Here is a 24,305-nt window from a genome sequence, read left to right as displayed (position 1 = left end):
TCTTTCATCCAACATTTTTGAATCTTTTCCTGATAAGGAGGGAAAACTAATTGATATTGATGTTTTGACGTTGGCTCGTAGTAATGCCTGAGGAATAATTGAAACTCATGATTTTATCAAGGCGTTTCGGTTTGATTGTAGCCTCTAGTTTTCTAGTCTCAATATCTGGATGCGAAAGTATTACAGCACTCAATCAAGCAACTGTTTCCCAGTCCGCTCCAGCAGTAAGTGAAGATCAAAGTTCAAGTACCGAACCGTTTAGAAATGCTGTCAATAAAGCTATGGAAGTTGCTGAACTGACCCAGAGAGCTAAGACCCCAGAAGAATGGCGCGAAGTAGCAAATTTATGGGAGCAGGCGATAACTCTCATGAAATCTGTTCCACAAAACAGTCCTAGTTACGAGACTGCACAGAGCAAAGTAAGTGAATACCAAAGAAATCTGGAGTATGCTCAAAATAATAGCGGTCTGACTATTGAAACGCCACAAGCTAATCTTCCGTATAGTCAACCGCAGCCATCAGATAATATACCAAGAAGACCAGGACAAAGAGTTGTAAGGCTGGTTCCTTACAGTGCCGCAATTTCTCACTCGAGATCTAAGCCAAGAGAAGAAATAGAAGCAGCTAACAGGGAAAGATTTCGCCAAGCTTTTCAAGTTAATGAGATCTATTTAACTTATACCTGTACTCTCAACCATCGTGCGCTGCTTAGCTCTACCTCTTTAGATGCTGTAAATCCACAGAGACTTTACTCACTAATTAACGAGGAATTTGAAAATGCTACTGGCAGTAATTTGAGTACTGATCTTTGCAGGGATAAAAAATCAACTACTTTTAGATCAGTTAATGTTTCTGTAAGTATTATTGAGCAATAGTTACAAGCGCAAATGGGGGCTAACATAGCCTCTGAGCCGGACGGGGTTAAGTAGTGTTCCGGCAACTTTCTAATCGACAGGGTTGACAATTGAGGTGGAGCATATTGTTCCACGTTCTCGACAAGGATATTCAGCTACGACTCAGCGCCCGATCGAGAAGCTTGAAACCACCCAAAACATCCGCAGATAACCCAACAAACAAAACTGTCAAAGCAACAGCGTGGTTCATGTTCCACAGTAGGTAAGCAATACCAAACAGGAGTGGGAACAGAAGAATGATGCCGAGCAATATGAAGAAGGGTTGTAAGTTTGCCATCTTGATACCTCCTTTCATTGGAAGTATGGCTTGAGAGGTGAAGCGTTCCCTCACTTTGATCCTAGATCAATTCACTGCGGGCAACTCAATCAGTTCATAACAGGTGATATGGGCTTGATATGGTCATAGATATGGCTGTAACGCCGCTTATTGCGATCGAACTACCCGTCACCCCAGCAAACCCGTCATCCCAATCAAAAAAGGGACGATCGCTCGATCGCCCCTTCTAAATTAGTGATAGTTAGCGAACCAGCAACTATGCAAGTGCCGCAGCCCGCTCTTTGGCTTCCTTGATCACTTCTTCCGCCACGTTGGCTGGGCAAGGAGAATAGTGGGAGAATTCCATTGAGAACTGTCCCCGTCCAGAGGTCATGGTTCGCAGATCACCAATGTAGCCAAACATTTCGCTCAGAGGCACATCTGCCTTAATCCGCGCCCCCATTGCGCCCGTTTCCTGGGACTTGATCATGCCGCGACGACGGTTCAAGTCACCAATGACATCCCCCATGTAATCATCTGGGGTGAAGACATCTACCTTCATGATCGGTTCCAGTAATTGAGGACCCGCTTTAGGTAAGGTTTGGCGATAGGCAGCTCTGGCAGCAATTTCAAAGGCGATCGCTGAGGAGTCAACCGGGTGATATCCACCATCGGTCAACGTCACCTTCAAATCCACACAGGGATATCCGGCGAGAACCCCCTTAACAATGCTGGATTCAAACCCTTTCTGCACAGCCGGCCAGTATTCTCTGGGAACGTTTCCGCCTGTCACCTTCGACTCAAACTGGAAGCCGCTACCGGGTTCACCAGGCTCAATCACGTAGTCGATCTTACCGTACTGACCCGAACCCCCCGACTGCTTCTTGTGGGTGTAGCTGTCTTCCAATCGCTTGGTGACAGACTCGCGGTAAGCCACCTGAGGTTTGCCCACTTCCACCTCAATGCCGTGGGTACGCTTCAGGATGTCCACCTTGATGTCGAGGTGCAGTTCGCCCATTCCCTTAATGATGGTTTCGCCGCTCTCTTCGTCCGTTTCCATGTGGAAGGAGGGGTCTTCCTGCACCATCTTGCTGAGGGCCATGGCCATCTTTTCATCGCCACCCTTCTTCTTCGGCTTCACTGCGATCGAAATCACAGGTTCTGGGAAGACCATCGGTTCCAGGGTCGCTGCATTTTTGGGATCACAGAGGGTGTGTCCGGTTTGGACATTCTTCATCCCCACGATCGCCACAATGTCACCCGCCTGAGCCGATTCGATCTCTTCCCGCGAGTTGGCGTGCATTTCCACCAGACGGCTCACCCGCTCAGTTTTACCCGTGGCGGTATTTAATACCGTATCTCCCTTGCTCAGAGTACCGGAGTACAACCGAGTAAAGGTCAACGCCCCAAAGCGATCGTCCATGATCTTGAACGCCAGGGCCCGCAACGGCTTTTCTGCATCCACGATGGCAAATCCGCCCGTTTCATTGCCTTCCAGATCCATCTCAGGCTGGGGAGGCACTTCCGTCGGGTTCGGCAGGTAATCCACGACCGCATCCAGCACCAACTGCACCCCTTTGTTCTTAAAGGAGGAGCCGCAGTAGGTGGGGAAGAAGGACAGGTTGATCGTGCCCTTACGGATACAGGACTTGATTTCTTCGATGGTTAACTCTTCCCCTTCCAGATATTTCTCCAGGAGAGCATCATCCTGTTCCACTGCCGTTTCAATCAATGCCTCGCGGTAGGCTTCCACCTTGTCCGCCATATCGTTGGGCACTTCTTTGATCTTGTAGTTCATTGGATCGCCGGATTCATCCCAGATCCAGGCTTCGCGAGTGAGGAGATCCACGACACCCGTGAACTGATCTTCCGTACCGATGGGCAGCACCATCACGAGGGGTTTGGCAGCCAGAATGTCCTCAACCTGCTTCACCACCCGATAGAAGTCAGCTCCCGTACGATCGAGCTTGTTGACGTAAATAATCCGGGCAACCTTAGAATCGTTAGCGTACCGCCAGTTGGTTTCCGACTGGGGTTCCACACCGCCAGAGCCGCAGAATACGCCGATACCACCATCCAGTACCTTAAGAGAGCGGTACACTTCAATGGTGAAGTCTACGTGTCCAGGGGTGTCAATAATGTTGAACTGGTGATCTTTCCAGAAGCAGCTCGTGGCAGCCGATTGGATCGTAATCCCCCGCTCCTGCTCCTGCTCCATGAAGTCGGTGGTTGCCGCCCCGTCATGAACCTCACCGATTTTGTGGATTTTGCCAGTCAGCTTCAGGATTCTTTCAGTAGTGGTGGTCTTACCCGCATCCACGTGGGCAAAGATACCAATATTCCGATAACGAGTGAGGTCTTTCTTCATGTTTGCTCTCGAAGGTTAAGTGCTACAAACGCCAGTGGCTACCTCCAGGTTTTTCCTAGAGGAGATAAGGTTGATACTGCTTTTGTCGTCAGCGCGGGCTGATCCCAATCACTCGAAATCTTGAAGTTCCCGATCTGCTCATGGCGATATGGTGCATGGCGATACCACTGACTGTAAAATATCTTAATGTAAATGGGACTCCCTCGGCGAGGGTTAGGCGATCGGCTTTCCGCCCACACCGCTGGCATGGATTTTAAAGATAACAAATAAAGATGACAAAAGCTAACGAAAAATGACGATTTTGCTGGGTCGCGGAGAACGGCTTGCCTGCAAGTCCTGAGCTGAAAACCGTACAGGTTTTGTAGTGAAAAAATTTGAGGTTTTGGGTGCTGCTCCCCAGGCTCCAAATCTTTACTAAATCTGAGGCAAGAGAGCTGATCTGAAATTAACCACTACGATCGAAAGATGCCGTGTCGTTTTAGCTGGTTACGCTATGACCAACCGCCTCGCCCAAGCCCAAAGCCTGTACCTGCGGAAGCACGCCGACAATCCGATCGACTGGTGGTCGTGGTGTGATGAAGCCCTGGAAACAGCCAAACAGGAAAATAAGCCGATTTTTTTGTCGATCGGATACTCTAGCTGCCACTGGTGTACGGTGATGGAGGGAGAAGCCTTCTCGGATCCGGCCATTGCTGAGTACATGAATGCCAACTTTGTGCCGATCAAGGTCGATCGGGAGGAACGCCCAGACCTCGACAGCATTTATATGCAGGCTCTCCAACTGATGACCGGGCAGGGGGGATGGCCGCTGAATGTGTTTCTGTCGCCCGACGATCGGGTTCCCTTCTACGGAGGCACCTATTTTCCCCTGGAGCCAAAGTATGGGCGGCCGGGATTCCTTCAGGTTTTACAGGCGATTCGTCGCTTTTATGACACTGAAGGGGAAAAGATGTCCAATATCAAGGGGGAGATTCTGGGACGGCTGCAGCAAGGTGCTATGACCTCCATGCAGGGTGATCTGACTCCAGAGTTGCTACGAGTGGGACTGGAATACAGCACGGGAATTTTAGCCACCAGAGGCATGGGGCCAAGTTTTCCGATGATCCCCTACACAGGGACGGCCCTGCGCGCAAAACGGTTTGCTTACCCGGATGCCAAATACGATGCGGCTGCCACCTGCCAACAGCGCGGGCTGGCTCTGGCGTTGGGTGGGATTTACGACCATGTAGGGGGCGGCTTCCATCGCTATACCGTGGATCATACCTGGACAGTTCCCCACTTTGAGAAGATGCTCTATGACAATGGGCAAATTGTGGAATACCTGGCGGATTTGATGGCCGCGGGTGAGTCTGAACCTGCCTTTGAGCGGGCGATCGACCTGACGGTAAGCTGGCTAAAACGGGAAATGACGGCTCCGGAAGGGTACTTCTACGCTGCCCAGGATGCGGATAGTTTTACGACACCGAACGATGTGGAGCCGGAGGAAGGGGCGTTTTATGTCTGGAGCTATCGAGAGCTGAAATCGCTGTTAACGACGGATGAACTGAACATCCTGTCCGAGTACTTTACGGTGACGGAAACCGGCAATTTTGAGGGTAAAAATGTCCTCCAGCGCCGCACCGCAGAGGAGATGGACGGAGAGGCGATCGAACAAATTCTGGCTAAACTCTTTACGGTTCGCTACGGCGAGGGGGCGATCGCAACGTTTCCCCCCGCTCGCAACAGTCAGGAAGCGAAGGAAACGAATTGGCGGGACGGATTCCGCCGGTGACGGATACCAAAATGATTGTGGCCTGGAATAGTTTGATGATTTCTGGACTGGCCCGGGCGGCAATAGTCATGCAAAAGGCGGAGTATGCCGAGATTGCGGCCACTGCGGTGCAATTTATTCTGGATCACCAGTGGATCGAAGGACGTTTCCATCGGTTGAACTATGACGGCAAGCCTGATGTATTGGCTCAGTCGGAGGATTACGCGCTGTTTATTAAAGCGTTGTTGGATTTGGAGCAGACGGGGAGTGGGGAGTGGCTCCAGGCAGCAGTGCAGGTGCAGGAGGAGTTTGATGAGTTTTTGTGGAGTGTGGAGTTAGGCGGCTACTACAACACAGATGCGCGATCGGATCTGGTGTTGCGGGAACGGAGCTTTGAGGATAATGCCACACCTTCAGCTAATGGGATTGCCGTCAGTAATCTGGTGCGGCTGTTTTTGCTGACAGAGGATTCTACATACCTCGATCGAGCCGAGCAAACCTTACAGTCCTTTAGTCAGGCAATGCAGCAAGCTCCCCAGGCTTGTCCCAGTCTATTTGCTGCCCTGGACTGGTTTCAAAATGCGACGCTGATTCGTACGGATGGTGCTCAGTGTGCCCAACTCAGTCGCCAGTATCTCCCGACCGCTGTTTGTCAGGTGACGACGGATTTACCCGAAGGGACGATCGGACTGGTATGTCAGGGACTCAGTTGCCAGGAACCCGCGCGATCGACCTCTCAACTTCAGGAGCAGGTGCATCAAAGCTTGATTCGAGTAGTCTGAGCCTGGTTGGCGAGCTACCGCGCTCCCACCCCTCCCTCAACCCCTCCTCACTCCTCACTCCTCACTCCTCCCTCAACCCCTCCTCACTCCTCACTCCTTAACCCCGGTCTAGACACCGGCATCAGATCCGATCGCCCCAACCGCCTTAACCAGACCCAACCCCCTACCGCCAAAATCAGCGATACCCATCCTAAGATTGGCTGGAAGAGTAAAAATCCTCCGATCGCAAACATGGCTCCAAATAGCAGGAGAGCAGCGGCGATCGTTTGAATGATCGCCCGTCCCAGATCTTGCGCGGGAGCTAATCCTGTACGAGCTTGCTGGCGACTCCAACCTGGGCCACCGGGACGAATTTTAGTGTAAAAAGCATCCAGGGTAGCATCTGATTCAGGCGGAGTCAGGAACATCACCATCAGCCAAATCACAGCGGTGATAGCAGAGGTGACAATCAACCGCCAGCCAAAATCATCAATCCGCAAAATGGGTACAACACTGGTAATTAGACCAATCACAAATCCGGTCAGCATCGCAGCCAATTCAGCCGCTGCATTAATCCGCCACCAGAACCAGCGCAAGATCAGTACCAGCCCTGGCCCAGTGCCGATCGCAATCACGAGGCGAAAAACCGTTGTGACATCATCGGAAAAGAAAGCCGCGATCGCACCCAGAGCGGTCACGACTACGGAGGAGAGGCGACCCACGGTGACAAGTTCAGCCTGGGTCGCATCCGGCTTAATAAACCGACCATACAGATCATTCGTGAGATAAGAGGCTCCCCAGTTAATCAGGGTAGACACCGTACTCATGAAGGCGGCCAGCAGGGAGGCAACGACCAGCCCCAGAACCACGGGAGGCAAAAAGTCCAGCATCAGCCGAGGATAGCCCAGCTCTCGGTCTTCCAGGTTGGGATACAGGGCTAAAGCAGCCAGGGCGACCACCACCCAGGGCCAGGTGCGGACGATGTAATGCAGGATATTGAAAAACCAGGCAGAGCGTTCGGCTTCCCGTTCATCCTTTGCCGCTGCAAGTCGCTGAATAAACTCACCGCCGCCATCACTGCGTCGAAACGACCACCACTGTACCGCTGCATAGGCTGCAAACGTAGTGGCTGTAATTCCCGCCGTATCACTCCAGGTGAACCATCCCCCTTCTCCACCGATCGTCACGGGAATCAAGGACAGCACATCAATGTCAGTGGCTTGTTGAGCCTGTTGCAGCAGATTTTCCATGCCGCCGGCCTGTCCGATCGCCGCTCCTGCCACGATGAATGCCCCAAACAACGCCAGGAAAAACTGGAAAAAGTCGGTTGCGACGACCCCCCACAGTCCCGAAAATCCAGCGTAGATTAGCACCAGGACACTGATACCCACCACACTCCACAGCTTTAAATCTTCACCAGGATTGAATCCTAAACTTTGCCAGAGTTCCAGCGCATCTACGACTTTAATCATGGCTAACATGGCATAGCCGATGCCGATGCAGTTGATCAACACTGCAAACAAGAAAGCCTTTGTTCCCCGCAAAATAGCGGCCATGCGTCCGCCATAACGCATCTCCGTCAGTTCCGCATCCGTGACAATCTCCGATCGTCGCCACAGTCGGGCAAAGACATAAATCATGATTAAATGGGCAATGCCAAAGCTCCACCATTCCCAGTTTCCAGCAATGCCTCGATTACCGACGACACCGGCCACATAGAGAGGAGTATCGATCGAAAAGTAGTCGCGGCCATACTGGTGCCCGCCAACCACCAGGGGAGCGATCGACCCGATACGAAAAAATCAATTAAACTGCCAGAGGCTTTACGGGTTAAGTACAACCCCAACGCCATTGTGAATACCAGATACAGCAGTACAATTACCCAGTCGATCGATCGCATGGCAGCTCAACTCACTCTTGCATCTAGCCATCTTGCCACACATTGATTTCGTTTCTCAAAAAACAGCATTCTCCCCAGAGCTTGTGATATTTTTTCAAGTCCAATGGGAAGAACGGTTGTGATAACGGCGATTTCAGTGATGTGCAGGTTAAGTTGGCAAATCCAGAGTGACAAAGGCTTGCGGACTGAAAACTGTTAAATTCAATACATTTTCTTAACTTCGAGGCGAAAGAACTTAAACCTCCGATCATTGCAGTTTAACTTGGACTCTCTAAGGTGAAGGCGGCAAGTTTGCCTGGCCTTGAGTAAGGCTCTAAGCCTTAATTTTCGTGTGCTGTACAGCAATTTGTGTGCAGTTGACGCAAAGGCATCTATCACCTTGGAGGAATAAATGGCTAAGAATGTCATCATCATGGTTCCCGACGGTATGGGTTGGGAAATGGCCCGTGCAGGAGCGATCGCCAAGCTCTTGTCCGAAGGCAACACTGGAACTACCCTGTCCGACTTTTATACTGAAGGCAAAGGAACCGGGTTGAGCTTTCAGGAATTGGCAGGATTTACCTATGCCACGACCTATCCAACAGTGGTATTGGGCGATAACCGGCGATCGGCACTGGAAGGCAATGCATTGGAGCGTCCTACAGGGGAAGCGCGAGTCGCAGTTGGCTCTGATTTTGTCTTTGATCCCAGCTTCAACCCTGAAGAAGATCCGGAAGGTGGTAATTTGGTCGGGTATGACCCCGTTCTTGGCGGCATCAATCCCTGGACTCCTGGCACCGATCCGGAATACATCAAGCTGGGGTGGTCGGACTCCTCTGCTGCCGGTACGTCTATTTTTACAGGCACCAAAACCTATGGTTCGGGTTTAGGCGTTGACCTGTTTGAGCAGCCCGTTGAAAATATCATGGAGATTGCGGCGGCTCTTGGTAAATCCACAGGAACACTTTCGGATGTGCCGATTAACCATGCAACTCCAGCGGCTCCAGCAGCCCATGTCAATCATCGCAATAAGTACGACTCTGACTACCCAGATACCGACAGCATTCTGCAACAAATGCTTCGGACGGCTCAGGTGGATATCATCCTGGGTGGTGGGCATCCGCTCGATTTGAACAATCACACGGAAGAAGGCGGACAACTTTCGTTCTCCTTCATTAACGAGTCTACCTACAGCGAACTGAGTAATAACCCCACGGATAACCTGTACGGCTACACCTTCCTGGAACGGGGGCCCGATGCTGCACAGATCCTGCTGGACACGGTGGCTGAACTTGATCCCGAAGCAGGCGATCGTCTCCTTGGTTTGTATGGGGCACGGGGACAAAACGGTAACCTACCCATGCGAAATGCCGATCGCAGCTATTCCAGCACGGGCTACACCACCTTTGGCCATCGTGGTTCCCAGTTCGATGGCCCCACTGTTCCAGAGTACGTGCGTCCTCTGGCTCCAGGCGAAACTGATGAAGAATTCATTCTCAGAGAAATCAACGAAAACCCAACGTTGGCTGAAATGACTCAAGCAGCCCTGGATTTCCTCAGCAAAGATCCCGATGGTTTCTTCCTGCACATTGAAGGGGGCGACCTGGATTGGGTACTTCATGACAACAACATAGACACCACGATTGGCCGGATGCTGGACTTCGATGAGTCGGTGCAGGTGGTGATGGACTGGATTGAGTCCAATGGCGGCTGGGAAGAAAACCTGCTGCTCATCGTTCCAGACCATGATCATTACCTGACGCTCAACGATGATTTTCCAGCCTTGCTGCAAGCGAGCGGCGCAGCGGAGTTGACTCTGGAATTTGATCCTGATGCCGCCGGACACTTCTGGGGATCTGACCCCGCCGATAAATATCAGTGGGGCACTCACTCCAACCGTCCGGTTCCCATCTACTATCAAGGGGCAGGCTCCGAGGTTCTAGATGGTTTCATTGGTCAAGGCTTTACCGCCTATGGCGCAGATGTTCCTGGTATTGCTGATCACATTGACCTGGTGCATGTTTTCTACACCATGAAAGCCGCCATGACCGGAATGGATGTAGAAGATCTGATGGCCGTTGAAGATCAGGTACTGGTGGCAGGGAACAACGAAATGCGGTTTGGGGCTAACGGTGATGATGTGCTGGTCAGTACGGGCAGCAACAATCGGCTGTTTGGTGGCAATGGCAATGACACGCTGTTTGCTCAGTCTAACGACACCTTGTTGGGCGGCAACGGCGATGATGTCCTATATTCCGTTGGCACAGGTGACAATACGCTAGTTGGCGGTTTAGGAGCCGATCAATTCTGGGTGGCAAACGGTTCTTTGCCAGAAGCAGCAAACACCGTAGTAGACTTTGAAGCAGGAATCGACGTAATTGGATTCCTGGGTATTTCTGAAGTCAGTCGCTTTGACGACCTCACCTTGACGGAATCCGAACTAGGCACTGTGATCAGCGTAATGGAGCAGGATGTAGCGGTGTTGCTCGGCGTAGAAGCTAGCGCGATCGACAGTAGTAGCTTTGCGTTTGCTTAGTAGCATAACTCACTAACGGGCAGATCATGCTTAAACGGATTCTCTGTTGAAGTATCTGCCCTTTCTCAATCTCATGTCATGAATCTATCTGAGAACTCGTCATCGGGTTTGAATTCCAATATCCCTGGCGAGTTTTTGGATGGATACGACGTAAGGTAGATCTGAAAAGAGGACACAAAACGATGAATAGCTCTCTCCGTCAGGAGACACCCCAAACGTTAGATGTACTAGACGCTTCAACTGCCCAAACAGTCCAATCCAGAGATGTTGCCGTTAAGATTTTACTAGCAGGAGGATATGAGTATAGCCTTACGCTAAAATCCGACGCGGCATTATTGCGCAGTTTAATTGGAGCGTTTTTAGCCAGAACCCAGGGCAAAACCGAAAACTTTTTGTTTCAAATTCCCATTGACGATGGGCAGTCCAGTCTCTGCTTCACCAGTGAGCATTTAGTTGGACTCATCACTAATCCGCCTTTAATGGTGCGCCGCCAGGGAAACACCACTGACGGAACTTCTTCATTGTCTTAAGTTTCGAGAGATTTGTGCTGATTGTCGATCGCCTATTCCGTTGGTTTGAGCCATCAAACTGATGAACTTAAGGGGCGATCGATTTTTGTTAGTCTCTATTAGATTAGATTCAGTAGATCGCAAATTCATTCTAGAGAGGGTAAATAGATGGCTGTGATGACTGGGAAATGTCGCTCGACAGCCTGAGAGAGAAACTCCAACATGGTCTTGAGACTAAAGAGTTCTCGGTAAACGACCCGTCCTCCTCGTTGAGTACGGCTCACAAAGAACCAGAGCAAATACACCCAGAGATTGACCAAAATAAACGCCAGAGCCACAAACAGCAAACGGGTGACTGGATTCTTGCTCGTGGTGCGGATACGGCACCCATTTTTCATCCTGTAGCTGGTCTCGATACCGAAACGGTCTTTGTAATGCTGATGCATCTGCTCCAAAGCAACCCTCACACGATGCACCACGTATAGGGTGTATTGGATACCATGTTTCCCTTTGAACCCTTTGTAATAGCTGCAAATCACCCGCATCTGACAGGTAACTGAACCATATTGAGGGCTGTTGAGGGTATAACGGGTGGCATAACTTTTGCGCCCAATCAACAACTGGCGAGTACCTCCACGTTTGCCTCGAATTACCGCAGGCATGAGAAACGGAATATTGAGAGCTTTGAGCCAACGAATGACTGGTACACTATAGAACCCACGGTCAAGATAAAGCCGTTTGACGCGGACTCGTAAGGGAGTCAGCATGGCTAATAAATAAGTGATGGTTGCAACCAATGTTTCATGCCGATGCACGGCATGAATACCCAAAGTAACCCGTTTGTTACGACAAATCACATAGACGGTGGCATAGGCAAAGAACGAAGTCGTGCCTGCCTTAGCTTGAGAGCGGTAGATGTAAGGCTCAGTGGCGACGTTCACACTGCCGTAATAGGGAATCAGATGGAGGTCAATGGCAATACGATGCTTGCCCTTACGAATTTTTGGGGGGATGCGGCTTTGCAGAGCGGCATTGAGTTGAGATTCCAGAGTTGTGATATCGTCTAACTTATCGAGATGATAGCGAATGCCATTGCCACTGGGTACGCCCTCCAATCGTTGTGTTGTGTGTTCAATGCTATCGCTGCGACTGGCGGCCCGTAGCAAAATCTCAAACAGATCTTGGAGTGTGTATCCACCTTGCATGTCCAGGGATAAGTGTTCCAATAGGCAGTCGAGGGCTACCTCCAACGTCGCTTCATCCGTCAAAGCTGGAGCAGGCGATAATGAACTTGGGTAGATCGTCATGGCTTTGTTTTAATGCGTTTAGCCTGACCCTACCCCTTTCCTAGAGAATTTGCGATCTACTGAGATTGGAAAAAGATTGGACAAAGCTTTACTTTTAGGTATTTGAAGAATTAAGTTACGTTTGTCAGACTGTGAAAATCAGACACTAATTGGACATTAATCAGACAATCACTGGACAAAAAATAGACATTAATCGAAATATATTTTAGAATTTTACAAAAATTTAGTGAAAGAAGATTGAAGTTTAAAGCGATTACCACTGATACAAACGATCGACATTAATTAACGCAGAACTTACCGCAAAATATATTCAAAAAAGAAGTTATTTGGAATAAATAATTGAATAGAACTGCCCACTCTACAAGCAATCAAGGCTCGCAGTGATTCAAAACCCAATATCAACGGGCAGATACAGCCGCTTTCTACTGGGCTAAACTTTATTCATTCGTTCGGGCACAAAGATTCGATCAGACAGTGAGTTCTCATGGGAGAAAATTCTTTCCTGTTCATACTGAACGGTTCCTACTGAAACTACCATCAGTACTTTCAGTAAGAGTGCGCTACGAAATATAAATTTGTTGTAAATCTAATTATCCTAAAATTCAACGAACGATGAAAGACCAGAATGAGATGCTGAGTGGTTCTGCAATGAATGTTGTGCCATTTTAGACAATGTATCTGGTTAATTAATCAGTGAATTATCTTCTCAGGCTGGCTTAAAAGAAATTCCCACAATGGTTTCTATTTGCCATTTGCCAACGTTCTGCAACTTCTAAAATGCTTTATTTTCCTGACGACAGTATAACTTCGATCGCTGAAGTCTTGAGACACCCTGAAGTTTGTCCGTATCCTTAGTCACGGTTACGTACAGATTTTTAAGTTTTTGATACAGGTATCGCTGCAATCAGAAACATCAGTAACTTCCCGTGTTTTTTGCTGTTTAACAGGTAATTGATCAGACCAAGATGCTGGTACAAAAGCCAAAACAAACCTGTTTAAAGCACTTGTAAAGGACATCTGAACTTCTCACAGAGAATTTATAAAAACAACCCTTGAAGGTTATGGAAATGATGCTATCTATAGGGTATTGGCAATTTTGAATGGTCACTAATTCTAATCAACGAGTTAGCAGATCTGATTCATTTTTTGGGAATGCTAAGTTGGCAACTATCCAAAACTGAATTTTGCAGAGCCAGGATCTTGAGTGCCAATGCGATTCTTGCTTGGCTGAGTTCTCTTGAGGTAGGGGAATTGCAGACAGTAACTTGATACTAGTAGTGCATCCTACCCGATTTTTAACCCTTTAGTCTGGCACGGCAAGTGCTGTAACCGCAGATGAAACTGACCCCTGTAGAGCATCAACCGATTGATTCCGAGTTTGCTGTTTACGACTGTGAAATTCGTCTCAAATTCAGACTAATTGAAGAAAAGCAGGTTCTCGTTAGCGATCGAGAACGCCTGCTGGAAATGTTGCTTGATGCCTTCTCCTATGGTGCGGACGAGTTTCTGGAACCCGTCAATGTACAAGTTGAAGCAGCAGAAGTTCCCGAGATGCAGGCTTCTCCTCAAATGCGCCGCCAACTCATTCGCCTGCGCAACGCTAGAGAGGTGGTTTGAGTCCGAACGAGCTTCCTTGCATGACCTTAAGCATCCTTCAGTACCGCTTCGATCGCCTGTTTAACCGTTGAGTATTGATACTCAAATCCAGAGCTTTGAGTTCGCTTCGGCAACACTTGCTGCCCCTGAAGAACGACTTGAGCCGCATCACCCAGCAGCATTTCCAAAGCAAAATCAGGCACTGGCAGCCACGATGGACGATGCATCACTTGCCCCAGCGTATGACATAACTCAGACATCCGCACTGGATTGGGGGACGTTGCGTTAAACGTTCCCTCCATTTCCGGTTGAGTCAACGCTTGGATCATCAAGTTCACCAAATCATCTCGATGAATCCAGGAGAACCATTGTTGTCCGCTGCCAAGGGGCCCCCTGCAAACAAACGGAAGGGGGTCAGCATTTTGGCCAGTGCTCCACCCATGCCCAAAACGATACCAGTTCGTAGAATGACCAGGCGTACTCCCGTATCCTTTACTTTTTCGGCAGCAGCTTCCCAGGCTTGACAAACCTGAGCCAGAAAATCATCCCCTGGTGGATCCGCTTCATCAAAGGTACGGGTTTCGCTGGTTCCGTAGTAGCCAATGGCAGAAGAATTGACCAGTACCGCAGGTTTTGGGTCAGCCTGCTCGATCGCCTCCACAATTTTTCGGGTTCCAATCTGGCGGCTATCTAAAATTTCTTTTTTACGTTCTGATGTCCAACGGCTCTCTGCGATCGGTGCCCCTGCCAAATTAACCACACCATCACACCCAGCCATTTTCTGCTGCCAGGCACCTGACTCCAGAGGGGTATAGGCGACAATTTCCACCGATGGAAAGGCGGAGGTGGGAAAGATTCGTCTGGCGCGATCGGCATTCCGGGTGAAGACCAAAACGCTATGACCTGCCTCCGTCAGCCGTTCGACCAGACGACTACCCACAAACCCGGTTGCTCCTGTAATTGCTACCTTCATCGTTTGACCACCCTTCCTAAACTACTTCGTATGTGCTGCTTTGCTGATTCCTGAATAAACGGCGCAGTAGCAGAGAATTGGTTACAACACTGACGGAACTAAACGCCATAAAGGCCCCTGCCGTTGCGGGACTTAGAATAATGCCCAGACTGGGTAATAAAATTCCCGCTGCGATCGGAATGCCCATCAAGTTATAAATCAAGGCCCAGAAAAGATTTTGGCGGATTTTATTAAATGTTGCTCGGCTCAGGTGAATGGCTTCTACCACGTCCAGCAACCGATCGCGCATCAAAATAATTCCCGCCGTTTCAGCAGCAACGTCTGTTCCAGAATGCAGGGCAATCCCGACTTCTGCCTGGGCCAGGGCTGGCGCATCATTAATGCCATCTCCGACCATCGCTACCTGTTGCCCTGTTTGCTGAAGCTGAGCAATCACCGCACTTTTTTCCGCTGGACGAACATTGGACAGAACATGGTCAGCAGCTAAACCCAGCGAACGCGCCACGGCCTCAGCCGCAACCGATTGATCCCCAGTCAACAGCATGACGTTTAATCCCATCGCCTGAAGCTGATCGATCGTAGATTTGGCATCTTCCCGCAGTTGATCTTGAACGGCAACCAGCCCCACTAGTTGACCATCAGCTACCACATAGACAATGCTCTTTCCTGCTGCCGCTAAAATTTGAGACTGCATTCTTGCGGCCTCATCGATCGCCACGTGCTGCTGCTCCAGCCAGGTTGCCGTTCCCAATAGCACAAGCTGTTGATTGACTTGAGCCGAGACACCGAGTCCAGGTTCTGTGTGAAACGCCTGGGCAAGAGATGGAGAAATCTGCTGCTGTTGGGCATACTGCTGAATCGCTCTGGCGATCGGATGCTGGGTTCCACACTCTACACTGACCGCAAGCTGAATTAATTCCAGGGCAGAGAATGCATCAGATAAAGGAATGCAATCCGTCACAGTCGGCGAACCCTGAGTCAGAGTTCCAGTTTTGTCAAATACGATCGTTTGCAGTTGATGCACCTTCTCCAGGACATCTCCTCCCCGAATCAGCAGGCCTCGTTCTGCCCCCAGACTGGAACCGACAATAATAGCTGTGGGTGTGGCCAATCCGAGGGCACAGGGACAGGCAATCACCAGCACTGCAATCATCAGTTCTAAGCTGAGTAATAGGGGTGAAGGGGTGAGGGGGTGAGGCGAGGCCGTGACCGTATGGGCAGCATGGAGCAGGCTATGTCCAGTGGTCAGCAGGTGTTCGCCCCAGAGGGGAATACCAATGAAATACCAGAACAAAAAGGTGAGGGCCGCGATCGTCATTACCCCGTAGGTAAAGTAGCCTGCAATGGTATCGGCCAACCGTTGAATCGGGGCTTTACGGGTTTGGGCTTCTTCCACCAGAGCAATAATCTGAGCCAGCGTTGTATCCCGTCCGGTTCGAGTTGCTTCCAGGACAATTGCGCCAGACAAGTTCAAACTACCCGCCACCACGCGATCGCCACCCCCCTTCAGCACAGGCATGGCTTCCCCCGTCAACATCGATTCGTTGACCGTCGTTTGTCCAGTAACAATGTTGCCGTCCACTGGAATTTTCTCTCCAGGAAGCACCCAGAGTTGTTCGCCCACCTTAACGGCTTCTGCTGGAATTTCGATCGCCCTTTGGGAGTTGAATGGTTGGTCTGACGGATTGTCCGGTTGGGGAGTGGGAGCAGCTTGCGGTTCAGGAAATTCAAGACTTGCAGCAGCGGACTCAGCGTTAATCAATCTGGCTGTTGCAGGTTGGAGGGAAATTAAAGAGTGAAATGCCTCAGTTGCTTTGTGCTTGGCTTGCTGTTCCAGGGTGCGCCCCAGCAAGATAAAACCCACTAGCATAACTGGCTCATCGAAGAAGCATTCCCAGCCCAACTGCGGCAAGAGTAGAGCGATGACACTAGTGGTGTAGGCTGTCGTTGTTCCCAACCCCACCAGGGTATTCATATTGGGATTGCCGTGTCTCAACCCGCGCCACCCATCCATAAGAATCGATCGCCCAGGTAAAGCAAGGGCTATGGTCGCAAATCCCCAATGCAACCACATATTGCTGAGTCCGGGAACTGTGATCCAACCAAAGCGATGGAAGTGGCCGATCGTCGAAAGGAGAAGTAATGTGGCTGCAACTGCAAACCGTTGAATTTGTTGTCGCGTGGCCTGACGTTGCCGTTCAACTGGATCGATCGCTTGAATTGGAGTACCAGCCTGACCTTGAGGCAACCGAGGTTGGCTGGGAAAACCAATCTCAGTTAAGGATTGAGCGATGGCTTCAGGGTCAGCTTGCTCCGAGTTGTACTGAACCAGGGCCACTTCAGTAATTAAATTCACCGTTGCTGAAACGACACCTGGCTGTTGAGTTAACTGCTCCTCAACCGCTTTGACACAACCCGCACACTTCATTCCCCCTACATCTAGCGTTAAAGTCTCCGAAGTGGGTTCAGATATGGGAACACGATTTTGAACTACTTGCATACCGTTCGATCGCTTTAAAACAAGACACCATACATATTCAGCAAACATTCAGCCGACATTCAGTGAATATTGCAGTGAATATTGCAGCATCCTCTTAGAGGTTAGGCGAATTACAGGTCAATTGCCTAGAAGAGGCAACCTGTTTTCCCTTAACAAATTGTTAAATATCCCCGAACCATAGCTCCTTCAGAGTGGTTCATACCCTGTATCAGCAAGGCTCATCCCTAAAATGGCTTCGTAGGCCGCAGTGTAGGTGCAGTAAGTTAGCGGGATAGTGATGAGCAATCCCAGACCGCAAGCAATGGCTCCTGCCAGATTGATAAAAAACATTAAGACTCCCAGTCCAAAAAAGGCGAACCACTGTTTGGTAATCACCTTACGACTGGTTTCCATGGCTTCCCAGAATTCCATCTTGCGCTCAATCACAAGGGGAACCACAAAGGAATACGCGACAGCTAAGTAAATTCCGGGAATGATTAACAATAAAAAGCCCAGGATAATAAAAATTCCGCTGACCAGGCTAGCCAGAAATAGTTGCAGAAAATCGTTGAATCCCCTGAAAAAGTCACTAAATGTGGTGGGTCTTTGCTTAACAAGCTTAAAAGCAACGACGTAAAACCCTGCCTGTAGGGGAATGGAAATCACGGTGCTAATCCCGTTGATCAAGCTGGCAATTGCTGAGGGGGGCTGTTCTGGATCGCCCGCCGCTGGATCAACCATTGCAATCAACACCATAAACCCAATATTAATTCCCCCCAAAAGAACGGCAAAGCCAATAAATCCGCCAACGTTGCGTTTGAATAGTTCCCAACCCCGCGATAAATACCCCCCAATATCCACCGAGTACCCGTCTTGAAGCAGGCTGTCAATACTTCTGGGACGATTCACCATACTCCAACTCCAGGGTTTTAGCGGTAAAGGAAATCAAAAAATCCAAAGAGCCAAAAATCCAAACCGCCGAATTATAACGCTGCTGCATTGAGAAGGATCGAAATGGCTGAATAAGTCAACAAAACTCTACTTTGACCGCTCGTAGTTCACTGTTTCATTGATTTCATTTATTTATAAGTCCATCTATTTATAGTCCATCGGCCTCCCTGGTTTGCCTCCCGGATGGATTGACTTCCCGTTCCTGGAGGGATTGCCAACCAGCCAGCCAGAGCGATCGTTTTTTCAACTGCTGGGCGTTGACCCAAAACCGCACAGCAGGATCACAGGCTGCCACCAATTCGGCAAACACCCACTGTCCCTGGTTTTTGCGGCTGACCACCTGAAAGTGCCGCCACCCCAAGACGGGTTGTTGAGCCGTCCATTTGGAGCCAATCAGATGGGGAAATTTTTGCTTTCGCGGTTTGGACATTTTGCCAGGGCGTTCTTAACTGAGTAATGGCTTGCTATTTGCCATCTTAATCAATCCAATCCAATGCCAGAAATTCATCAACGAACCAGTCCCCGATCGGGGCAATGTTCGGTTATGCTGAGTTCATCAGAATGGCTGAACTCATTTCAGCTATTTCTCTGAACTGGTTTAACGAACCAGTTGGTTACGCTGGAACCAAATTGGAGTCCTGCCAGATTGAAATTAATTTTGTGCCATTGTCCTAATTTTGTGCAACTCTCTCGTTTTATGCTTATCCTGGATTCGTGGGCTTAATTTGTTCCATAAACCGCACAAAAAAGCGTACAACTTTTGTGAGAAAAGTTACAATCATTAGAGATCTTGGCAAAATTCAAAGGCAGAGAGTTCCGCATTGGTGCTTCTGTTCGACTTTATGAAGAAGCGATGTGTTTTTGGATTGGCGCAGGCAACATGATGATTTGGGCAATTCCAAAACGGCACTAATACTGAACTGACCTTAACTTTATTAGGTCGTGATATTCCCTTTTTATCAACTCTTAATCTCGATTTCTTGACACAAGGAGCATGAGGAGCGCGGCATGACCCAGGCTAACGACGTACTCGAAACCATTGACCCGACTGAGAGTGATTTTAATGGACTCTTGGTGGTGGATGAAGGAGATGATCGAGACGACGAATTTGATGCCCAGCCTGATGAAGACGGTAAAGAGGCAAAGGGAGCTTCTCGTCGTCGGGCACAAGCAAAGAAGAAGCACTACACCGAAGACTCAATTCGGCTGTACCTCCAGGAAATTGGGCGGATTCGCCTGTTGAGAGCCGATGAGGAAATTGAACTGGCTCGAAAGATTGCCGATTTGCTTGAGTTAGAGCGAGTTCGGGATCGCTTATGTGAGCGGTTGGAACGCAGCCCTCAAGATGTAGAGCGGAACATGGAAATTTGGGCTAACGAGGTGGAACAACCTCTGCCAAAATTCCGCAGACGGCTCTACGAGGGACGGCGGGCAAAGGAAAAGATGGTGCAGTCTAACCTGCGTTTGGTGGTGTCGATCGCCAAGAAGTACATGAATCGCGGACTGTCCTTTCAGGACTTGATTCAAGAAGGGAGCCTGGGTCTGATCCGGGCCGCTGAGAAGTTTGACCATGAAAAGGGTTACAAGTTCTCGACCTACGCCACCTGGTGGATTCGGCAGGCAATTACGCGGGCGATCGCGGATCAATCCCGCACGATTCGTCTCCCAGTCCACCTGTACGAAACCATCTCCCGGATTAAGAAGACGACGAAGCTGCTCTCTCAGGAAATGGGACGGAAGCCGACCGAGGAAGAAATTGCGACTCGGATGGAAATGACCATTGAGAAGCTGCGGTTTATTGCCAAGTCAGCCCAGTTGCCCATCTCCCTGGAAACGCCGATCGGTAAGGAAGAAGATTCCCGTCTGGGGGACTTCATTGAATCCGATGGCGAAACGCCGGAAGATCAAGTTTCCAAGAGCTTACTGCGGGAAGATCTGGAAAGCGTTTTGGGAACCCTCAGCCCTCGTGAACGGGATGTGCTGCGCCTGCGCTATGGGCTGGATGATGGCCGGATGAAGACGCTGGAAGAAATCGGTCAAATCTTCAACGTCACCCGCGAGCGAATTCGCCAAATAGAGGCCAAGGCTCTGCGAAAATTGCGTCACCCCAATCGCAATAGTGTCTTGAAAGAGTACATTCGCTAAGGCATTTGTCTGGAGCGTTCAATCAAGCGTTCAATCAAAATGGTTCAAGACCTACCTGTTCAGACGGGTAGGTTTTTTGTTTTCCTTGAAAGGGCTTTGGAATTGGGAGTACGGTTTCATCTAGATTTAAAGTGCGACTGACTGGTCAGAATAAGCGATCAGGTAAGTTGTCTCAGATAATGAAAGAGAAATCTGGGCGGGAGGCGAAGAACATGGTTAAGGAAGTTCGACTGAAGAAATCAAAGAAAAATTTCTCTAGCTTCACCCTTAAAGAGGCAATGAAACAGCTTCATATTACTGACCTCTATGCTTGGGAAATCAATGCACCATCCCTTCAGCCCAGTGATTTTTTCCAACAGCGACTCAAACGCCTCGAAGCCTTTGATCTCCAGAGCTACGAACGATCCAAAGAACTCTTGATCGATGCTTTCTGTGAAGAGGCAATTCAAACTTTCTCCCGCTTGAAAATTTGGAAAGGGGCAGGGCTGGAGGGAGAAAATACGATCGGCAGCGCAGATTATTTGATTGCAGAGAGAAAAAGATACCTGGAAGCTCCTTTGCTCTGTATTGTCGAAGCCAAAAAAGATGACTTTGAGCAGGGACTCGCTCAGTGTTTGGTGGAAATGCAAGCCTGTCAGTGGCAAAATGCTCAGATTGATCAGGCGATCGATATTTTAGGAATTGTCACAAACGGTAGCCTCTGGCAATTCTATAAGCTGCTGGTGTCCGGACAGGTTTACGAAACACTGCCCTATGGTTTGAACGACCTGCCAGCGATTTTAGGTGCGCTTCACTTTGTATTTCAGGAGTGTGAGCAAAATTTAAATTGACACTTTGAACAAATTAGCACTTTGAATCAATCCACTTTACTTGGCATCCATCCAGTTCTTTCCGTCCCGCACTTCTACGACCAGAGGGACACTGAGTTCCACTGCCGATTCCATCGTGGACTGAATCTGGGGTTGAAGGGCTGCCCAATCGTCAGGGTGGACTTCAAACACCAATTCATCATGGACTTGTAGCAGCAAATTGGCGCGGTAGGATTGCAAAATCTCGTGCAGCTTCACCATTGCGATTTTGATGATATCGGCACTGGAACCCTGGATCGGCGCATTGGCCGCTGCTCGGAGCATCTGAGCATCATACTGGTTCCGCAGCTTGAGTTTATCTAGATCAATCTCATCAGGATTACGATCGCGTAAGGCTTTCAGATTTTCGCTGGTGAAATTGAAATAGCGACGACGACCCATGATCGTCGTGACATAGCCCCGACTGATCGCCTCCTGCTGCATTCGCTGAAGATAGGCAAACACGCGGGAGTAGCGATCGTTGAAGCGATCGATGAATTCCTTTGCCGTTGTGCGACCGACGGCTGCTTCCCGAGCGAACCGCTGCGCCCCCATGCCGTAAATTACGCCAAAGTTGATAATTTTCCCCAACCGCCGTTCATCTGAAGTAATTTCCTCTTTTTCAAACAACAGTTGCGCCGTCAGGGTATGGACATCCTGATTGGTCTGGTAGGCTTCCAGCAGGACAGGTTCCTGACTGAGATGGGCTAGAATTCGCAGTTCGATCTGAGAATAGTCGGCCGCCACCATCAACCAGCCCGGTTCTGGAATAAAACCAGCGCGAATCTGGCGACTGAAGGCGGTACGAATCGGAATGTTCTGTAAGTTGGGATTGGAGGAGGAAAGCCGACCCGTAGCGGTGATTGCCTGGTTAAAGTCGGTATGAATGCGGTGAGTATCTGAACGCACCAGGTTCGGCAGCGCATCAACATAGGTAGATTTCAGCTTGGCTAACGTACGGTATTCAACGATCGCATCTACGACGGGATGATCCCCCTGAAGTTTTTCCAGGGTTGCGGCATCGGTGGAGTAGCCGGTTTTGATCTTGCGAGACTTTTTGCGATCGAGTTCCAGTTTGTCAAACAAGAGTTCGCTGAGTTGCTTAGGAGAACCGAGATTGAAGGTTTCTCCAGCCGCTGCATAAGCTTGTTGTTCGATCTGATGTAAATCCGTTTCCAACCGCTTGGAGAACTCCTTCAGATAGTCCTGATCGATACGAATCCCTTGAAATTCCATTTCTGCCAATACGGGTTCTAAGGGTTGCTCCACATCTAGCAACAAACTCAGCAACTCTGGAATTGGCTCTAACTCCGATCGCAGTTTAGGAACAAGTTGAAAGACTACGTAGGCATCCATACCGCAATAATTAGCGACAGCCTGAATATCGACATCGGCGATCGTTTTGCCTTTTGGGACTAAATCTTCATAGCTTTGAGACAGCAAATTCAGATATTTCAGCCCTAAATCACTGAGATTATGGCGATTTTCGGGATTCAGCACATAACTGGCCAGCATCGTATCGAACACCACGCCCTTTAGCTCAATCCCCTGACAGCGCAACACCAGGCGATCGAACTTGGCATTTTGTAGAGCTTTCGGGTGTTTCTCACTTTCCAGAATTGGCCGTAGGGCTTCCAGGGTTGATTTTAGATCTAGGTTTTGACCTTCCCCATGCCCCAGGGGAATATACGCCACGTCAGAAAGTCCGGCTCCCCAGCAGCAGCCAATGCCCACCAGGTTTGCATCTCTGGGTTCCAGGGCAGAGGTTTCCGTGTCCCAGGCGACAGGCGTTTTGGCATCCTGGTAGGTCAGGAGGGTTTTAACCAGTTGTTCTAACTGCTCCGGGGTATCGATGATCTGAGGGGCGATCGCCGCTGAGGTGGATTGTTGCGCGGTTTTAGTCTCCTCCGCACTGAAAAACCACAGATCGCCATCTTCCTGATTTTGTCGAGCAGGGCGATCGGTTTTTGGGCTTGGGGGACTGGATGCAGTAGCCGTCTCTCCATCCAGCGATTCGATCACTTCCCCGCCGAGAATTTGCTGAAGCTGATTAATCTGGCTCAAAAACTTGCGAAACTCCAGTTTTTCCAGCACGGGAACCAGGGTCGCGGTATCAAATCCCGTCAGCTTACAATCCTCCAGGCTCACGGACAAAGGCACATCCAGGTGAATTTGCGCCATATACTGCGAGTGGAGGGCAGCATCTTTGCCATCCTCTAGTTTCTTCTTAACCGCTCCCTTAATTTCGTCGATCGAAGCATAAATTTTCTCCAGCGATTCGTACTGCTTCAGGAGTTGAACCGCTGTTTTGTCGCCAATCCCTTTAACCCCTGGAATATTATCGGAAGGGTCACCACAAAGTGCCTTGTAGTCCACCACCTGAGAGGGCAAAATTCCCATCTTGTCCTTTACCTGCTCCAGCCCAAACTCCTTGGGGGGTGGCGTGCCTTTGCCGTAGGTGGTGCTGAGGTAGAGCACGGTGACACTTTGCTTTGGATCAATCAACTGGAATAAATCTCGATCGCCCGATAGCACCTTCACCCGCAACCCTTCCCCATTGGCCCGGCGAGCCAGGGTGCCAATCACATCATCGGCTTCATACCCCGGAGCGGTTAGAACGGGCAGATTAAGAGCCGCCAATAGCTCCTGGAGGTTTTCTAAATCTGGAATGAAGTCCTCTGGGGTTTCCGGTCGGCCAGCTTTATAGGTATCATCAGCCTCATGGCGAAAGGTGGGATCGCTGACATCAAAGGCGATCGCCACATAATCCGGTCGTTCTGCCTCCAGGGTATCCAGCAACGATTTGAGAAACCCATAGCAAACGCTGGTGGGAATTCCGGTGGAAGTGCGAAGTCCGCCATCACGCCCCTTGGCATAGGCAAAGTAGGAGCGAAATGCAAGGGAATGCCCATCAATTAAGAGCATTTTGGGTGATGAAGCAGCGGAGGACATACGCAAAAGACTCAATGGAATCACAGTGGAGAGAACATATCAAGAATGCCTCTACGACTCGTCATTGTAGTCCCAATCTTA

General features: G+C 49.7%; 13 protein-coding genes and 3 pseudogenes. 7 read left to right on the top strand and 9 right to left on the bottom strand.

The window, feature by feature from the left end; all coding sequences use genetic code 11:
- Positions 1-98: 98 nt before the first annotated feature.
- Positions 99-875 carry a hypothetical protein gene (locus tag ACM1PF_RS21665; RefSeq protein WP_416666771.1) on the top strand — a complete coding sequence of 259 codons (777 nt, stop codon included), beginning with the start codon at positions 99-101 and terminating at the stop codon, positions 873-875.
- Positions 876-1,005: 130 nt separating this feature from the next.
- Here ACM1PF_RS21665 and ACM1PF_RS21660 read toward each other — a convergent pair whose 3' ends face one another.
- Together ACM1PF_RS21660 and fusA are read right to left on the bottom strand one after the other, a co-directional pair.
- Positions 1,006-1,191, bottom strand: coding sequence for a hypothetical protein (locus tag ACM1PF_RS21660; protein WP_416666769.1), 186 nt, complete (start codon positions 1,189-1,191; stop codon positions 1,006-1,008).
- Between the two features lie 256 nt (positions 1,192-1,447).
- Positions 1,448-3,538 carry an elongation factor G gene (fusA, locus tag ACM1PF_RS21655; protein ID WP_416666766.1) on the bottom strand — a complete coding sequence of 697 codons (2,091 nt, stop codon included), beginning with the start codon at positions 3,536-3,538 and terminating at the stop codon, positions 1,448-1,450.
- A 493-nt stretch (positions 3,539-4,031) separates the two neighbouring features.
- On the opposite strand from fusA, the pseudogene ACM1PF_RS21650 reads away from it, so the two are divergent.
- Positions 4,032-6,070: pseudogene (locus tag ACM1PF_RS21650) on the top strand (thioredoxin domain-containing protein).
- A gap of 83 nt (positions 6,071-6,153) precedes the next feature.
- Here ACM1PF_RS21650 and ACM1PF_RS21645 read toward each other — a convergent pair.
- Positions 6,154-7,949: pseudogene (locus ACM1PF_RS21645) on the bottom strand (sodium:solute symporter family protein).
- Positions 7,950-8,340: 391 nt separating this feature from the next.
- Between ACM1PF_RS21645 and ACM1PF_RS21640 the strand changes: the two are divergent.
- Together ACM1PF_RS21640 and ACM1PF_RS21635 are read left to right on the top strand one after the other, a co-directional pair.
- Entirely contained in the window at positions 8,341-10,464 is a 2,124-nt protein-coding gene (locus ACM1PF_RS21640) for an alkaline phosphatase (RefSeq protein ID WP_416666764.1), read from the top strand.
- A 182-nt stretch (positions 10,465-10,646) separates the two neighbouring features.
- Entirely contained in the window at positions 10,647-10,994 is a 348-nt protein-coding gene (locus tag ACM1PF_RS21635) for a hypothetical protein (protein WP_416666762.1), read from the top strand.
- 125 nt (positions 10,995-11,119) lie between these two features.
- Here the strand turns inward: ACM1PF_RS21635 and ACM1PF_RS21630 are convergent, their stop codons facing one another.
- Positions 11,120-12,280 carry an ISH3 family transposase gene (locus ACM1PF_RS21630; RefSeq protein WP_416666610.1) on the bottom strand — a complete coding sequence of 387 codons (1,161 nt, stop codon included), beginning with the start codon at positions 12,278-12,280 and terminating at the stop codon, positions 11,120-11,122.
- A gap of 1,335 nt (positions 12,281-13,615) precedes the next feature.
- Between ACM1PF_RS21630 and ACM1PF_RS21625 the strand changes: the two genes are divergently transcribed.
- Positions 13,616-13,897, top strand: coding sequence for an Npun_R1517 family heterocyst differentiation transcriptional regulator (locus ACM1PF_RS21625; RefSeq protein WP_416666760.1), 282 nt, complete (start codon positions 13,616-13,618; stop codon positions 13,895-13,897).
- A gap of 26 nt (positions 13,898-13,923) precedes the next feature.
- Here ACM1PF_RS21625 and ACM1PF_RS21620 read toward each other — a convergent pair.
- From ACM1PF_RS21620 to ACM1PF_RS21605, 4 genes and pseudogenes are all read right to left on the bottom strand, one after another.
- Positions 13,924-14,849, bottom strand: a pseudogene (locus ACM1PF_RS21620) (TIGR01777 family oxidoreductase).
- Between the two features lie 16 nt (positions 14,850-14,865).
- Positions 14,866-17,349, bottom strand: coding sequence for a heavy metal translocating P-type ATPase (locus ACM1PF_RS21615; protein WP_416666757.1), 2,484 nt, complete (start codon positions 17,347-17,349; stop codon positions 14,866-14,868).
- Between the two features lie 186 nt (positions 17,350-17,535).
- A complete protein-coding gene (locus ACM1PF_RS21610) occupies positions 17,536-18,240 on the bottom strand; it encodes a hypothetical protein (protein WP_416666755.1) in 705 nt (234 codons plus the stop codon).
- 187 nt (positions 18,241-18,427) lie between these two features.
- Positions 18,428-18,709: a TIGR02450 family Trp-rich protein gene (locus ACM1PF_RS21605; protein ID WP_416666753.1), complete on the bottom strand. Its 282-nt coding sequence runs from the start codon at positions 18,707-18,709 to the stop codon at positions 18,428-18,430.
- 578 nt (positions 18,710-19,287) lie between these two features.
- Here ACM1PF_RS21605 and rpoD point away from each other — a divergent pair.
- Positions 19,288-20,424, top strand: coding sequence for an RNA polymerase sigma factor RpoD (gene rpoD / locus ACM1PF_RS21600; RefSeq protein WP_416666750.1), 1,137 nt, complete (start codon positions 19,288-19,290; stop codon positions 20,422-20,424).
- Positions 20,425-20,636: 212 nt separating this feature from the next.
- Positions 20,637-21,254, top strand: a complete 618-nt coding sequence (locus ACM1PF_RS21595) for a hypothetical protein (protein ID WP_416666748.1) — start codon at positions 20,637-20,639, stop codon at positions 21,252-21,254.
- Between the two features lie 36 nt (positions 21,255-21,290).
- Here the strand turns inward: ACM1PF_RS21595 and polA are convergent, their stop codons facing one another.
- Positions 21,291-24,224 carry a DNA polymerase I gene (gene polA, locus ACM1PF_RS21590; protein ID WP_416666745.1) on the bottom strand — a complete coding sequence of 978 codons (2,934 nt, stop codon included), beginning with the start codon at positions 24,222-24,224 and terminating at the stop codon, positions 21,291-21,293.
- Positions 24,225-24,305: the final 81 nt, after the last annotated feature.

Source organism: Egbenema bharatensis FJBBOT/2019, from assembly GCF_048077055.1.
Lineage (GTDB): Bacteria > Cyanobacteriota > Cyanobacteriia > Elainellales > Elainellaceae > Egbenema > Egbenema bharatensis.
Note: the sequence above shows the minus strand (reverse complement) of the source record. Positions and strands in the feature narration are given on the sequence as shown.

Excerpts from the sequence above, each read along its gene's own strand:
- ACM1PF_RS21660 (WP_416666769.1), bottom strand. The coding sequence starts at position 1,191 with ATGGCAAACTTACAACCCTTCTTCATATTGCTCGGCATCATTCTTCTG.
- fusA (WP_416666766.1), bottom strand. The coding sequence starts at position 3,538 with ATGAAGAAAGACCTCACTCGTTATCGGAATATTGGTATCTTTGCCCAC.
- ACM1PF_RS21640 (WP_416666764.1), top strand. The coding sequence starts at position 8,341 with ATGGCTAAGAATGTCATCATCATGGTTCCCGACGGTATGGGTTGGGAA.
- ACM1PF_RS21635 (WP_416666762.1), top strand. The coding sequence starts at position 10,647 with ATGAATAGCTCTCTCCGTCAGGAGACACCCCAAACGTTAGATGTACTA.
- ACM1PF_RS21630 (WP_416666610.1), bottom strand. The coding sequence starts at position 12,280 with ATGACGATCTACCCAAGTTCATTATCGCCTGCTCCAGCTTTGACGGAT.
- ACM1PF_RS21625 (WP_416666760.1), top strand. The coding sequence starts at position 13,616 with ATGAAACTGACCCCTGTAGAGCATCAACCGATTGATTCCGAGTTTGCT.
- ACM1PF_RS21615 (WP_416666757.1), bottom strand. The coding sequence starts at position 17,349 with ATGCAAGTAGTTCAAAATCGTGTTCCCATATCTGAACCCACTTCGGAG.
- ACM1PF_RS21610 (WP_416666755.1), bottom strand. The coding sequence starts at position 18,240 with ATGGTGAATCGTCCCAGAAGTATTGACAGCCTGCTTCAAGACGGGTAC.
- ACM1PF_RS21605 (WP_416666753.1), bottom strand. The coding sequence starts at position 18,709 with ATGTCCAAACCGCGAAAGCAAAAATTTCCCCATCTGATTGGCTCCAAA.
- rpoD (WP_416666750.1), top strand. The coding sequence starts at position 19,288 with ATGACCCAGGCTAACGACGTACTCGAAACCATTGACCCGACTGAGAGT.
- ACM1PF_RS21595 (WP_416666748.1), top strand. The coding sequence starts at position 20,637 with ATGGTTAAGGAAGTTCGACTGAAGAAATCAAAGAAAAATTTCTCTAGC.
- polA (WP_416666745.1), bottom strand. The coding sequence starts at position 24,224 with ATGTCCTCCGCTGCTTCATCACCCAAAATGCTCTTAATTGATGGGCAT.